Below are 13,299 nucleotides of genomic sequence, written 5' to 3' on the forward strand. Positions count from 1 at the left end.
AGCCTCGGCCCCGCCTAAGACCGCGAGCGGAGGCGCGCGTTGGGCAGCGGAGGCGCCGGGATCGGCCGCTGGTGGTTGCCCTCGACCACTCCGAAACGCCCCTCGGCCAGGTCCTGGGAGTCCTCGACCACCTCGCCGCCACCGCGGGTGACCTGGTCCTGCCACTCCTGGCGGTAGCCGACGATCTCGTCGTGGGTGCGGCCGACGAAGTTCCACCACATGATGATCGACTCGCCGAACGGCGGACCGCCGAGCAGGAGCAGCCGGGTCCAGGCCTCACCGGCCTGCAGGATCAGCGTGGTGGCGCCCGGAGGGGCGTAGGCGAGCGAGTCCTTCTCCACGTCGGCCGAGGCCGGTCCGGACGCGCCCAGGCCGGTCATCGACACCTCGCCGGTGTCCACGAGTACGCCGTGCTCGAACCGGTCGTCGACCGGGATCTCGAGCCGGGTGCCGGGCTCGAGCAGGATCTCGGCACCGAGGATCTCGGAGTGGGTCCGCACCGGCGAGGTGACGCCGAGGAGCGACCCCATGAAGACCCGCACGGTCGCCCCGTCACGCTCGATCGGCGTGGGGACGTGGTTCTGGAACGCCGGCTCGACGTCGCGGAGCTCGTCGGGCAGCGCGACCCACAGCTGCGCGCCGTGCAGGACAGTGGTCTCGGGGGTGGAGTTCTCCGAGTGGGAGATCCCGCGCCCGGCGGTCATCAGGTTGACCTCGCCGGGGCGCACCATCGCCACCGTACCGACCGAGTCGCGGTGCTCGATCTCCCCGGTGAACAGCCAGGAGACGGTCGCCAGCCCGGTGTGCGGGTGGGGCGGCACCTCCATCCCGCCGGAGACCACGACGTCATCGGGACCGTAGTGATCCAGGAAGCACCACGCGCCGATCAGCGAACGGGCGCGCGCGGGAAGGGTGCGGCGTACGTTCATCGCCCGGGGACCGCCCAGCGGCACGTCTCGCGGGGTGATGATCCGGATCTCGACGCCTTCGTCCCCGTTTCCGCCGACGCACTCGACGGGGGTGGGGTGCGCGTCCAGGTTGGTCATATCTTCAACCATATCTCGTACGTTGCCCCGCCATACCGACGTCACATCGAGGTCGCCGAGGGGCTACCTCGATGCCACACGATGTGGCCGTGCTCATCGCTCAGCTCGCGAACTTCGTCGGCCCCACCTCCGGCGGGATGAAGACGGCTCTGGAGGCCCTCGCCCGTGGTTACCTGGAGGCGGGCCACGACCGGCTCCTCGTCGTCCCCGGCCCGTACGACTCGGTCACCTCGACCGACCTCGGCGAGGTGGTGCAGCTGAGAGCGCCGCGCGTGGGCGGCGGCTACCGGCTGATCATCGAGCCATGGCGGGTCTCCGACGTACTGACCCGCTTCAACCCGACGAGCCTCGAGGTCAGCGACAAGTTCACGATGCTGCCCGTCTCCCGCTGGGCGCGGCGCCAGGGCATCGGGACGGTGCTCTTCTCCCACGAGCGGCTCGACGAGTACATGCCCACCTACACCGGGATGGACACCACCTCGAAGGTCTCGACGGCACTGCTCAACCGGATGCTGGTGCGCTCCTTCGACCAGGTGCTGGTGACCTCCGACTACGCCCGGCGCGAGTTCGAGCCGCTGGCCGCGGCGGTGGACTGCCCGATCGCGCAGGTGCCGCTGGGCGTCGACCTGGACAACTTCTCGCCCTCTCACGGCCACCGCGACGACGCCCTGAGGCTCGTCCACGTCGGCCGCCTCTCCCGGGAGAAGTCCCCCGACCTCGCCGTCGCCACGGCCGTCGAGCTGCACCGCCGCGGGTTCGACGTACGCATGGACGTCTACGGCGACGGGCCGCACCGTGCCGAGATCGAGGCCCTCGCCGCCGGAGCGCCGGTCGTCTTCCACGGGCACGTCTCCGACCGCCACCGGATCGCCCGGGCGCTGGCCGAGGCCGACGTGGCCCTCTCCGTCTGCCCCCGCGAGACCTTCGGCCTGGCCGTCCTGGAAGCCCTCGCCAGCGGTACGCCGGTGGTGACCGCCGACCGCGGCGGCGCCCGCGAGCTCATCGACGCCAGGTGCGGAGCCTGGGCCGCCGCCCATCCGGCGGCGCTGGCCGACGCGGTCATCGACGTCGCCGAGCGACCGGTGGTGGAGACCCGGCACGCGGCACGCGAGCGGGCCGAGCAGTTCCCCTGGTCGCGCACGATCGAGCACATGCTGGAGCTCCACGAGAGCCTCTCGCGGGAGACCGCGCCGACCTATCTCCTCGCTCGTTCGCGGCAGCGGCAGGCGGCCCGGCGAGCTCGGCGTTACGCATGAGCCGTTGTCTCGTTAGGGATTTCACCATGAGCGATTCAACGAAGGTCACCTCTGAAGCCGACCAGGTATCACTGCAGCAACCCACCCACTTCGCCGACTCGTTCGGCCCGGCGTGCAGCGCTTACGGAGAAGATCCGCCGACGACGTACGACTACCGCAACGTCACCTGCAGCGACTGCCGGCACGCCGCGCCCTACATCAGCGCGCTGCCCGAGCACCTCAAGCCCAGGTCGACCCGGCGGCGCTCGTGGCCGCGATCGATGCAGGACCGGGCCTAGGAGACTCGGATCCCGCTCCGTTCCGGCTGCACCGGCGTCCATCTCCCCGCCGACCGTGACCGGGCGAGCCCCACGATCCCGGTGAACAGCAGCGCTCCGGCGCTCACCGCGACCCACAACGTGGGGGCCGAGGCGCCGAAGGCGACCACCGCGGCGACGTACGAGACGGTGGGGTTGGTGATCGTCATCGCCGCCATCGCCCAGGGCAGCGGACCGGCGGCGAGGGCCGCCTGGGTGAGCACGATGCCGAGGCCGCAGGTGCACAGCAGCCCGTAGAACGCCGGCAGCGTGAGCAGCCCGCGGAAGCCGTCGGCGGCGGCCCGGTCGGCGGTGATCTTCAGCAGCACCGAGGTCGTCGCGAACGAGCACCCGGCCGCGACCGCCGTGGTCGCCGCTGCGACCGGCGGTGGGAACCGGTGGGCCACCAGCAGGAGTACGCAGATCACGACTGCCACGCACCCGGCGAAGAGCGCGACCCGGCCGACGTCGGCATAGGTGCCACCGCGATGGTCGTCGGTGACCAGCAGGATCACGCCGCCGCAGATCGCGGCCCCGCTGACCCAGTCGGTGAGCGTCGGCCAGTGGCGTGCGGCGATCGAGGCGAAGACGAGCGCGAACAGCAGCTGCGTGGGCATCACCGACTGCACCACCGAGACCGACCCCAGGTGGAGCGCGACCGCCTGCCCCCCGAAGCCGATCGCGTTGATCACCGCACCGGCCACCCACAGCGGATTGCGCACCAGCGCCAGCATCAGCTGCTCGACCCCGGAGATCCCGCCGCTGCGACCGGGCGCGAGCGCGCTCGCGCGCTGCTGAACAGCCGCGGAGAGCGAGAACAGGACGCATGCGCCGGTGGCCAGGCTCACGGCCGCAGCATGATCCATGCTTCGACGCTAGGCCTCGGGAGGAAAGCCCACCCGCCGCTCACGCGAGCATCGTGCGATCAGCGGATGAACCCTGAGGGTCAGCTCTTCAGTCCGGATGATCCTGCCCGGCCCACGCCGAGAAGCGATTAACCCAACCCGGCACGGTATTACCAGGCGGTATGGAACGTTTACCTTGACTTGGTAATCGCGATGCCGTGTCGCACGGACACCCCGTCGCTGGGTGTCCCTAGCGTCGTGGAGCGCACGTGGACGTGTCGTAAGCGAGTGTTTCCGACCCATAGACCGCGTTGCGTTCAATTCGAATTGACGACGAAAGGTATGAAATGAGCAAGAAGACAGGGCTGCTCCGCCGTGCCGCGGCCGTCGCCGCCTTCTCGGGTGTCGCCTTCGCACTGACCACCGGAGCTGCCACGGCCGCTCCCGTCGACGACACCACGACCGCCGTCAGCACCGCGACGTCGGACCTCTCCCCCTCCTCGCAGAAGGCCTGGGAGGACTTCATCCTCGGCGGTTCCTACATCACCGGCGGCGCTGCCCAGATGGTCAGCGGTGCCTGGGTCGGCGCCCCGGGCCTGATCCTCGCCGGCGCCACCGGCTCGCCCCTGACCCCGGAGCAGCTCGCGGCCTGGGAGAACTGGGACGAGGGTGGCCACAAGATCGGTGAGGGCGCCGCCATGATGGTCGCCGGTGCCTACGTCGGTGCCCCCGGCATCATCCTCGACCAGATCGCGGGCGGGGCGACCCCGAGCGACCTGTCGCCGAGCGAGCTCGAGCAGGTCACGTTCCTCATCCCGCAGGACAGCCCGGCGCTCGACGGTGTCTCCACCGACCAGATCCCGAACCCGATGGCTCCTCTCGGGTCCTTCTGAGCGTCGACACGACGACCGCCGACCGAGCGTAGCTCCCACCACGATCCGATCGGCGCCGCCCCCAGATGGCCCCGGCCGTGCCTTCGCGCACGACCGGGCCATCTGCGCATTTACGCACGTTCAGACAAGAACGTTGCAGGTTGTCGGAAATTACGTCATTACATTTCATTCGTCACTATTTGCCATAGAAACTGCCGTGTCGAGTTGCCTTGGAAACCGTTGACTCTCTTAGCATCACTTCCCGGATGCGAACGTATCGATGGCATCAGTTATCGATCCGGGGGTCGCGTCCGTGCGTGATGTTTCAATTCGAATTGATCGATGAAAGGTACGAAATGAACAAGATGACAGGGCTGCTCCGCCGCGCCGCGGCCGTCGCCGCCTTCTCGGGTGTCGCCATCGCACTGACCACCGGCACCGCCACGGCGGCCGAGGGCACTCACCACAACCGCACCGAGGCCGAGTGCATCGCGGAGAACTCCTCCGGCGCCTCGGACCTCTCGCCCTCGAGCCGGAAGGCCTGGGCCAGCTTCATCTGTGGCGCCGGCCAGGCCACCGGCGGCGCCGCTCGCATGGCCAGCGGTGCCTGGGTCGGCGCCCCCGGCCTCATCCTGATGGGCGCCACCGGCAACGAGCTGAGCCCGGCGCAGAAGAAGGCCTGGGTGAACTGGGACGGCGGCGCGCACCAGGTCGGCAACGGTGCCGCCCTGGTCGTCTCCGGCGCCTACGTCGGTGCCCCCAGCATCGTGATGGACAAGATCATGGGCGGTGCGCTGCCGTCCGAGCTGTCCGACCGCGAGATGGACCAGGTCTCGTTCCTGCTCCCGATGGACAACGCGGCGCTCGACGGCCTCCCTGTCGGCGCGATTCCGAACCCGATGGCTCCTCTCGGCTCCTTCTGAGGCAGCTGACCGTGGCCGAGTGATCACCCCTACCGACTGCTCGGCAACGTCGCACAGGTGGCCCTGGGCGTGCACATGTGCGCGACTGGGGCCACCTGCACGTTTTCCCTCAGGATCACTCGTACGCCAGTGGCTCCTCGATCACGCCCATCACCGCTCGGGCGATCCAGTAGTGGCGGCCGCCGCGGCCCGACCGGCCGGCCGCCTCGACCCACCCACGCCGCTCGGCGTCTTGGATCAGGTTGCGCGCGCCCTGGTTGGTCAGGCCGGTCGCGTCCTGGACGCGCCTGACAGTCAGGTACGGGTTGGCGAACAGCAGCGTGACCAGCCCGGACAGGTTGGCGCGTGAGGTGGCGGCCTCGTCGAGATACCTCTCTCGGAGCGCGACCAGGCGCTCGGACCTGGTCGTGGCGTCCTCGGCCGAGCGCCGCACCGCGGTAAGGAAGAACTGCAGCCACTCCTGCATCTCACCGCGCTCCCGGACGCTCTGCAGCCGCTGGTAGTAGGTCTGGCGGTGGGCCTCGATGTAGCCCGAGAGATAGAGCAGCGGTGTGGTCATCCGCCCCTCCTCCATCAGCATCAGGTTGATCAGCAGCCGCCCGATGCGCCCGTTGCCGTCGAGGAACGGGTGGATCGTCTCGAACTGGTAGTGCATCAGCGCGCACCGCACCAGCGTCGGGCTGAGGTCAGGGACGTTGACGTACGCCTCCCAGTCGGCGATCAGCTCCGGCAGGTCGGACGGGAGGGGCGGGACGTACGCGGCGGTGGTGGGGTTGTCGGTCGGCGACCCCACCCAGACCGGGGTGCGCCGGAACTCACCCGGATGGCGCTCCTGACCCCGGACGCCGGTGAGGAGGGTCTTGTGGAGCTCGAGGACGAGCCGCTGGCTGAGCGGCCAGCTCCTGATGAGCTCGAAGCCCTGGCGGGTCGCGGCGAGGTAGGCCTTGACCTCGGCGACGTCCTCGCTCCTGGTCGCCTGGCCGCTGACCTCGTCCTGGAGCACCTCCTCCAGGGAGGTCTGGGTGCCCTCGATCCGGGAGGAGGCGACTGCCTCCTGGGTCAGGTAGGGCCCGATCAGCAGCTCGGGATCCTGGATCAGCGCGCTCACCCCCTGGAGCCGCCCCAGCGCGGCGTCGGCGTCCGAGAGCGCCTTCACGGTGAGCGGCTGGAGGGGCAGGTCACGCGGGATGTCGGCGGGCCGGTAGTACCAGTAGGCCCACTTGTTCCCCGGCTCCCGGGTCGCCCTGCCAAACTGCGGAGCGTCGTACCTCTCCGGATCCATGACCGGTCAACTTACCACTCAGAGGTTGGTTGAGTTGGAAGTTGACGGGAACTTCCAAGCGGGACTTGAGAGTTCCCCGCCAACCTCCAAGTGGGTCCTACGCTGGACATCGTGCAGTTCGGCCAGTATCCCTCGCCCCGTCATACGATCGCCCACCTCTCCGACCCCCACCTCTACGCCGGGGACCGGCGGATCTTCGGCAAGGTCGACCCGGCGCCCGGGTTCGAGCGGGCGCTGGACCGGCTGCGGGGGATGACGACCCCGCCGCAGGCGATCGTCTTCACCGGCGACCTCGCCGACCTGGGTGAGCGCGATGCCTACGCACGTCTCCGGAAGCAGGTCGAGCCGGTCGCCGCAGACCTAGGTGCCGAGATCATCTGGGTGATGGGCAACCACGACGAGCGCGAGGTCTACTCCGAGGTGCTCTTCGGCGAGGCCTCGGACGAACCGCAGGACCGGGTCTACGACATCGACGGGCTGCGGATCATCGCCCTGGACACCACCGTGCCCGGCTGGCACCACGGCGACATCACCGAGCCCCAGCTGGAGTGGCTGGCCGAGGTGCTCGCCGAGCCGGCGCCGCACGGCACCCTGCTCGCCATGCATCACCCGCCGGTCCCGCTCCCCCTCAACGAGGCCAGCGTGATCATCGAGCTCGACGGCCAGGACCGGCTCGCCCCGGTGCTGGCCGGAACCGACGTACGCGCCGTTCTCGCAGGTCACCTGCACTACTCGACCAGCACCACGTTCGCCGGCATCCCCGTCTCGGTCGCCTCCGCGAGCTGCTACACCGCCGCGCCCGCGACCCTCGACCGCTACTCCGCCTCCGTCGACGGCCACCAGGCGATCTCGCTGGTCCACCTCTACGACGAGGGCGCCGGCGGCGTCCCCGGCGCCCCGGTCGTCCACACCACCGTGCCGACCGGCGAGGCTCTCGAGGTCGCCGGCTTCCCCGCCTCGGTCCTCGAGAAGCTCGCCCCGATGAGCCCGGCCGAGCGCCGTGACCTCTTCTCCCGCAAGGGCAAGGCCGCTCGCGCCCTGCGGCGTCAGCTCCGAGACTGACCGAGAACGGCCTCGATCTCCGACTCCAGGCTGATGCGGGCCTACGCCCAGGCCCGGAACGATGGCTGCCAAATGTCGACGACGACAGGAGCAGCCATGTCTCGGACCATCGTCCGCACGGGCACCGCAGCGATCGCCGCGGTGCTCCTTCCACTGACCGCCGTACCGGCGGCGTACGCCGATCCGGAGCCTGAGCCGGCACGCGTAGCGCTGGACCCGACCGCGCTGACCCGGGAGGCGACCGCGATCGCCGAGCAGGCCGCCGCCGAGCGGAAGGGTCTCCGGGCCCGGTCGGCGACTCCCACCGCCGCCGACCTCGACCGTGCCGTCGACGCGCTCGTCGCCGATGGTGCCGTGGGCGTGTCCGCCCGGGTCGAGACTCCCGGGCTGGAGTGGTCGGGGGCGGGTGGCGTACGGGAGGTCGGGAAGAAGAAGCCGGTCCGGCCCGGCGACCGGTTCCACATCGCCAGCAACACCAAGACGCTGATCGCGACCCTGGTGATGCAGGAGGTCGAGCGTGGCGGCTGGACCCTGGACACGCCTGCCAACGACCTCCTCCCGGGCACGTTCCCCGAGGGCGTCACGATCCAGCACCTGCTCAGCCACACCTCCGGCGCCCCTCGCGGGCCCGAGGAGATCCTCTTCGACCGTGTCGAGGATCCGACCTCGTGGGACCAGCTGATCGACGCGCTCGGGCAGTACTACTCCGAAGCCGAGCACCTCGCCTACATGCGCGACGCCGGCTGGCTCTTCGAGCCCGGCACCGACTTCTCCTACTCCAACTACGGCTACGTCGCGCTCGGGGTCATGCTCGAGAAGGAGACCGGGGAGCGGATCGAGGATCTCGTCCGCGACCGAGTACTCGAACCCGCCGGCATGCGTCGGAGCGCCTACCCCACCGATGCCCGCAACCGCGGGCCGTTCCTCGAGGACGCGGGCCACTACGAGGGTCGCTGGCGGCCGATGACCGACCTGCACCCGAGCATCTTCCACGCGGCCGGTGCCGCGACCAGCACGACCGAGGACCTGGCCGACCTCAACGAGTCGCTCCTCACCGGAGCCCTGGTGAGCCCGGCATCGGTCGAGAAGATGCTGCCGCCGATCGAGGGCAGCACCGACCAGGACTACGGGTTCGGGATCTACCGGGTCGCCGACCCGTGCAACCCCGGCAAGTACCTCTACGGCCACGACGGCGCCCACATGGGTGCGCAGTCGATCAGCTGGGGCTCACCGGACGGCACCCGGCAGATCACGCTCGGCTGGACCGGTCGCAACTGGGACAGCACCGACCCGATCTACGACCTGGGTCTCCTGCTCGAGCCGATGCTGCTCGCGACCTGCTGAGACGTGACGGACGCCGTCGCCGGGGTCAGGGTCGCAGGATGCGTCGCTCGATGGCCGTGGCGACGGCGCCGGCGCGGGTGTCGACGCCGAGCTTGGTGTAGATGTGGGAGAGGTGGGACTTGACCGTCGCCTCGCTGACCAGTAGCTCGCGGGCCATCTCCTTGTTGCCCAGGCCCTTGGCGAGGAGGCGGAGGATCTCGACCTCGCGCGGGCTCACCTTCGGCGTCGGCGAGGCGGCGCGCTGCAGCAGCCGGGTGGCGACCGACGGGGCCAGCACCGTCTCTCCTCGTGCGGTGCCGCGGATGGCACGGAACAGCTCGTCGGGCGGCGCGTCCTTCAGCAGGTAGCCCGCCGCGCCGGCGTCGACGGCCTCGAGGACGTCGGCCTCGGTGTCGTACGTCGTCAGCACCAGCACCTGCGGTGGCGAAGGCAGATCGCGGACCAGTCGGGTGGTCGCCGCACCGCCCGGTCCGTCACCGAGGCTGAGGTCCATCAGCACCACGTCCGGCCTCGTCTCTGCGACGACCGCGACGGCCTGGGCCGAGTCGGCCGCCTCGCCGACCACGTCCAGGTCGTCCTGGGCGTCCACCAGGGCACGTACGCCTGCCCGGACCACCGGATGGTCGTCCACCAGCACCACCCGGATGCGCTGCTCAGCCACGACGTTCCTCCCCCTGAGTGGATGCTGTCTGTCCGGCCGCGAACGAGGCCGCGACCACCGTGCCCTCGCCCGGGGCACTCTCGATGACCAAGTCTCCACCCAGCAGCAGAGCACGAGCCCGCATTCCGGCCAGGCCGTGTCCGCGCAGCCGGTCCGGCTCGTCCTTCAGGTCGGCCGGGTCGAAGCCGGCCCCGTCGTCGCGTACGTCCAGGGCGACGCCGCCCTCATGAAAGGTGAGCGAGACGACCGCCGTGCTCGCGCCGGCGTGCTCGGCGACGTTGGCGAGCGCGCCCCGCAGGGTGCGTACGACGGCCGTCGCGACCCGTCCGCCGACCTCGTGGGGGTCGCCGTGGACGTGGACAGGGACGCTGAGACCGGTGGTGGTGGCGACGTCCTCGGCGACCTGGCGCACCGCGGTGACCAGCGCCGATCCACCGGTCAGCTCGGTGGGCGCGAGGTCGCGTACGACCCGACGCGCCTCGTCGAGCGAGGAGCGGGCCATGGCGGCAGCCTGGTCGACATGGTCGCGGGCATCGGCCGGACGCGACTCCCACTCCTGGTCGGCCGCCTGGAGCAGCAGGTTGATGCTGGTCAGGCCCTGGGCCACGCTGTCGTGGATCTCCCGGCTCAGCCGCGCGCGCTCGGCCACGACACCGGCGCGACGCTCGGCGTCGGCGACCTCGTCCTGGGCCGCCTCGAGGTCGGCGAGGAGCGCGCGCCGGGTGACCGCGTCGCGCTCGAGAGCACGGTAGGCGGTCACCGCGAGCACGGCGACGCAGACCGGGCCGAGCAGCACGGTCGGGTCGGCCAGGCCGGTCATCCGGCTCCAGGCGACCGCGACGACCGCGACCAGGAACACCGTGACGGCCACGGCCCAGCGGAACGGCAGCACCCTCAGCGCCAGGAAGACCAGCGGCACCGCCGCCCACGAGAACGACGGGGCGATCAGGGCGAGCACGGTCCAGCAGGCGATCACCGTGGCCAGCCAGATGACCGCGGCCGTGCCGGTGAGACGGCGGCCCGCGGCGTACGCGATCAGGAGGACGGCGGCGCCGGGCAGCACCACCTCGGCCTGGTCGCCGAAGCCGTGGCCCTGCAGGTAGCGTGCGACCGAGGCGACGACGAGCACCACCAGCGAGATGTGGAGCCAGCGGTCGAGCAACGTCTGGCCGGCCAGGATCCCACCGGCGCTCGAGACGGGCCCTGGAGCTGGCGCGGGTTCGGTCGACATGGTCGTTCCAGGCTAGGCCGGTCGCGGCGTCCCGGCATCATCCGATCGGCTATCCGGGGTGTCGCCGAACGGCTGTCCAGACGTCGCCGGTCGCCCGATGTCCGGACCCCTCCCCGACGGCGATGGTTGAGGCATCAGCCCGAACAACCGGACCGATCATCCTGAGGAGCACCACCATGCGTACGTCCCGAATCGCCGCCCTCGCCGGCCTGGCCGGCATCGCCGCCTCGGCGACCCTGTCCTTCACCACCCTCGGCACGGGCACCGCGGCCAACGCCGCCGAGGGTCACGGCCGCCCGGCGAGCTACCTGCTCGAGGGTGACCCGTCGGCCCAGGGCGGTTCGAAGTTCGAGGGCATCGGCGTGGACCGGGAGTCCGGGAGGTTCTACGTCAGCGAGGTCACCGGGGGCGAGATCCAACGCGGCTCCGCCGACCGTGTCCAGGCCGAGGAGTGGCTGGCCGGCGACGGCACCGACGGCCGCTACACCGCCCGCGGCATCACCGTCGACGACGAGGGCCGCGTCTACATCGCCGGCGGCCCGAACGGCACCGGCAACGACCGCCCCGACCTGTGGGTCTACAGCCCCTCGGGCGAGCTGCTGACCGCGCTCCGCGTGCCCGACAACGACGCGTTCCTGAACGATGTCGCGATCGGGCCGGACGGTGCCGCGTACTTCACCAACTCCAACGACCCCACAATCATCCGCGTCGCCGAGGGTGCCTCCGGCTGGGCGGCCACCGAGTGGGCCGACGGCAGCTCGCTGATCACCCGGCAGGAGGGCTTCAACCTCGGCGGCATCGTGCTGAGCCAGGACCGCTCCGCCTTCGTGGTCGCCCAGGGCAACACCGGGCAGCTGTGGCGCTTCTCGACCGCGACCGGCGCGGTCAGCGCGATCGACGCCGACGGCACCGACCTGCGCAACGCCGACGGCCTGATCCGGCAGGGCCGCGACCTCGTCGTGATCCGCAACTTCGACAAGCAGATCGTGCACCTCGAGCTCAACCGGTCCGCCACCTCCGCCGACCACGTCTCCTCACGCGCGACCGACCCCGACCGCGTCCTCACCACCGGCAAGCTGCTCGGCGGCCGGCTGCTGCTGGTCGACAGCCACTTCGACGAGCAGACCGCGCAGGGGCCGTACGAGATCGTCACCGCCCGGATGCCCCGATGACGCTGTCCACATCAGCGCGGCCACAGCGGCGGTGGTCGATGGCCGCCGCGGCGGTGGCCGTGCTTCTGGCGGGCTGCGCCGCGGCGCCGTCGCAGACCGCCCAACCGTCTCCGACGACCTCTCCCTCGGGTTCGGCCTCCGCTTCCGAGGCGCCGAAGAACACCCCCGACCCCGAGGAGCAACAGCGGATGAACGAGCAGCTGATCAAAGCCGCATGGGACAACGACGTCGCCCGTGCGCGCGAGTTGGTCCAGGCGGGCGCCGACGTGAACTACGCCGACGACACCCGGCAGAGCGCGTACCTCATCGCCGCGAGCGAGGGCTATGTCGACCTGCTCGACCTGACCCTCCGCCATGGTGCCGAGATCAACGCCAAGGACTCCTACGACGGGACGGCGCTGATCCGCGCCGCAGAGCGCGGTCACGCCGACATCGTCGGGCGGCTGGTGCAGGCAGGCATCGACCTGGACCACGTCAACAACCTGGGCTGGACCGCGCTGCACGAGGCGATCGTCCTCGGTGACGACGGTGCGGACGCGGCGGGCACGGTGCGGGTGCTCGTCGCGGCCGGCGTGGACGTCTCGATCGAGGCCGGCCGGGACGGGAAGACCGCCCTGGAGCACGCCGAGGAACGGGGTTTCGACGCGATCGTGTCGACACTGCGTACGGCCTCTTCCGAGGTCGCCGATGGTGACGCTCAGCTGCTGCGAGCGGCGTCCTCCGGTGATGCGGACTCGGCCGCGGCAGCGCTCCGCGGTGGCGCCGATCTGGAGGCTCGGGACGGCAACCGGCGTACGCCGCTGCTGCTCGCGGTCACCAGCGACCACCTCTCCACCGCTCGACTGCTCGTCCACCTCGGCGCCGACCCGGACGCGCTCGACGGCCAGCACGACACCCCCTGGCTGGTCACCGGGGTCACCGGGAGCGTCCCGATGGCCGAGCTGCTGCTCAGCGTCGACCCGGACCTGACCGTACGCAACCGCTACGGCGGCCTCTCGATCATCCCCGCCAGTGAGCGCGGCCACGCGGACTACGTCGAGCGGGTCGCCCGCACCGACATCGACCTCGACCACGTCAACGACCTCGGCTGGACTGCGCTCCTCGAGGCCGTGATCCTGGGCGAGGGGTCCGAGCGCTGGCAGCGCGTCGTGACCAGCCTGCTCGAGAACGGTGCCAACCCGGGCATCGCCGACCGCGACGGCGTCACCCCGCTCGAGCACGCCCGCAACCGCGGCTTCACCGAGATCGCCTACATCATCGAACAGCACGGCGGCTGATCCGCGGGCTCCCAGCTCTGGGCCCGACCGGT

The 13,299-nt window shown here is 70.7% G+C and carries 13 protein-coding genes; 8 read left to right on the forward strand and 5 right to left on the reverse strand.

Translation table 11 applies throughout. The features are described from left to right. Nucleotides 1-14: 14 nt before the first annotated feature. Entirely contained in the window at nt 15-1,046 is a 1,032-nt protein-coding gene (locus ABZ796_RS22800; RefSeq protein ID WP_357340006.1) for a pirin family protein, read from the reverse strand. Between the two features lie 71 nt (nt 1,047-1,117). Between ABZ796_RS22800 and ABZ796_RS22805 the strand changes: the two genes are divergently transcribed. Further along, complete coding sequence (locus ABZ796_RS22805; RefSeq protein WP_357340008.1) at nt 1,118-2,302, forward strand: glycosyltransferase; 1,185 nt, start codon at nt 1,118-1,120, stop codon at nt 2,300-2,302. A 26-nt stretch (nt 2,303-2,328) separates the two neighbouring features. Continuing rightward, complete coding sequence (locus tag ABZ796_RS22810) at nt 2,329-2,580, forward strand: hypothetical protein (RefSeq protein ID WP_357340010.1); 252 nt, start codon at nt 2,329-2,331, stop codon at nt 2,578-2,580. On the opposite strand, the gene ABZ796_RS22815 is transcribed toward ABZ796_RS22810, so the two are convergent. Further along, nucleotides 2,577-3,464, reverse strand: coding sequence for a DMT family transporter (locus ABZ796_RS22815; protein ID WP_357340012.1), 888 nt, complete (start codon nt 3,462-3,464; stop codon nt 2,577-2,579). The two genes, ABZ796_RS22810 and ABZ796_RS22815, sit on opposite strands and share 4 nt — an antisense overlap. Nucleotides 3,465-3,790: 326 nt before the next feature. On the opposite strand from ABZ796_RS22815, the gene ABZ796_RS22820 reads away from it, so the two are divergent. Both ABZ796_RS22820 and ABZ796_RS22825 read left to right on the forward strand, forming a co-directional pair. Next, entirely contained in the window at nt 3,791-4,336 is a 546-nt protein-coding gene (locus ABZ796_RS22820) for a type III effector (protein ID WP_357340013.1), read from the forward strand. Nucleotides 4,337-4,671: 335 nt separating this feature from the next. Continuing rightward, entirely contained in the window at nt 4,672-5,238 is a 567-nt protein-coding gene (locus ABZ796_RS22825; protein ID WP_357340014.1) for a type III effector, read from the forward strand. 115 nt (nt 5,239-5,353) lie between these two features. On the opposite strand, the gene ABZ796_RS22830 is transcribed toward ABZ796_RS22825, so the two are convergent. Next, nucleotides 5,354-6,520 (reverse strand): Fic family protein, encoded by a 1,167-nt coding sequence (locus tag ABZ796_RS22830; RefSeq protein ID WP_357340015.1) that lies wholly within the window; start codon nt 6,518-6,520, stop codon nt 5,354-5,356. A 111-nt stretch (nt 6,521-6,631) separates the two neighbouring features. Between ABZ796_RS22830 and ABZ796_RS22835 the strand changes: the two genes are divergently transcribed. Both ABZ796_RS22835 and ABZ796_RS22840 read left to right on the forward strand, forming a co-directional pair. Next, nucleotides 6,632-7,582, forward strand: coding sequence for a metallophosphoesterase (locus ABZ796_RS22835; protein WP_357340017.1), 951 nt, complete (start codon nt 6,632-6,634; stop codon nt 7,580-7,582). 96 nt (nt 7,583-7,678) lie between these two features. After that, nucleotides 7,679-8,926: a serine hydrolase domain-containing protein gene (locus tag ABZ796_RS22840; RefSeq protein ID WP_357340019.1), complete on the forward strand. Its 1,248-nt coding sequence runs from the start codon at nt 7,679-7,681 to the stop codon at nt 8,924-8,926. Between the two features lie 25 nt (nt 8,927-8,951). On the opposite strand, the gene ABZ796_RS22845 is transcribed toward ABZ796_RS22840, so the two are convergent. Beyond that, entirely contained in the window at nt 8,952-9,587 is a 636-nt protein-coding gene (locus ABZ796_RS22845; protein WP_357340021.1) for a response regulator transcription factor, read from the reverse strand. Beyond that, nucleotides 9,580-10,818, reverse strand: coding sequence for a sensor histidine kinase (locus ABZ796_RS22850; protein WP_357340022.1), 1,239 nt, complete (start codon nt 10,816-10,818; stop codon nt 9,580-9,582). The genes ABZ796_RS22845 and ABZ796_RS22850 overlap by 8 nt, the downstream gene beginning before the upstream one ends. A gap of 176 nt (nt 10,819-10,994) precedes the next feature. Here ABZ796_RS22850 and ABZ796_RS22855 point away from each other — a divergent pair, with 176 nt between their 5' ends. After that, nucleotides 10,995-11,990, forward strand: coding sequence for a gluconolaconase (locus tag ABZ796_RS22855; protein WP_357340023.1), 996 nt, complete (start codon nt 10,995-10,997; stop codon nt 11,988-11,990). Continuing rightward, nucleotides 11,987-13,267, forward strand: coding sequence for an ankyrin repeat domain-containing protein (locus ABZ796_RS22860; protein ID WP_357340024.1), 1,281 nt, complete (start codon nt 11,987-11,989; stop codon nt 13,265-13,267). Before ABZ796_RS22855 ends, ABZ796_RS22860 begins: the two co-directional genes overlap by 4 nt. Nucleotides 13,268-13,299 lie beyond the last annotated feature (32 nt).

This window comes from Nocardioides sp. NPDC047086, assembly GCF_040643685.1.
Lineage (GTDB): Bacteria > Actinomycetota > Actinomycetes > Propionibacteriales > Nocardioidaceae > Nocardioides.

Excerpts from the sequence above, each read along its gene's own strand:
- ABZ796_RS22810 (WP_357340010.1), top strand. The coding sequence starts at position 2,329 with ATGAGCGATTCAACGAAGGTCACCTCTGAAGCCGACCAGGTATCACTG.
- ABZ796_RS22820 (WP_357340013.1), top strand. The coding sequence starts at position 3,791 with ATGAGCAAGAAGACAGGGCTGCTCCGCCGTGCCGCGGCCGTCGCCGCC.
- ABZ796_RS22800 (WP_357340006.1), bottom strand. The coding sequence starts at position 1,046 with ATGACCAACCTGGACGCGCACCCCACCCCCGTCGAGTGCGTCGGCGGA.
- ABZ796_RS22840 (WP_357340019.1), top strand. The coding sequence starts at position 7,679 with ATGTCTCGGACCATCGTCCGCACGGGCACCGCAGCGATCGCCGCGGTG.
- ABZ796_RS22850 (WP_357340022.1), bottom strand. The coding sequence starts at position 10,818 with ATGTCGACCGAACCCGCGCCAGCTCCAGGGCCCGTCTCGAGCGCCGGT.
- ABZ796_RS22815 (WP_357340012.1), bottom strand. The coding sequence starts at position 3,464 with ATGGATCATGCTGCGGCCGTGAGCCTGGCCACCGGCGCATGCGTCCTG.
- ABZ796_RS22805 (WP_357340008.1), top strand. The coding sequence starts at position 1,118 with ATGCCACACGATGTGGCCGTGCTCATCGCTCAGCTCGCGAACTTCGTC.
- ABZ796_RS22830 (WP_357340015.1), bottom strand. The coding sequence starts at position 6,520 with ATGGATCCGGAGAGGTACGACGCTCCGCAGTTTGGCAGGGCGACCCGG.
- ABZ796_RS22825 (WP_357340014.1), top strand. The coding sequence starts at position 4,672 with ATGAACAAGATGACAGGGCTGCTCCGCCGCGCCGCGGCCGTCGCCGCC.
- ABZ796_RS22855 (WP_357340023.1), top strand. The coding sequence starts at position 10,995 with ATGCGTACGTCCCGAATCGCCGCCCTCGCCGGCCTGGCCGGCATCGCC.
- ABZ796_RS22860 (WP_357340024.1), top strand. The coding sequence starts at position 11,987 with ATGACGCTGTCCACATCAGCGCGGCCACAGCGGCGGTGGTCGATGGCC.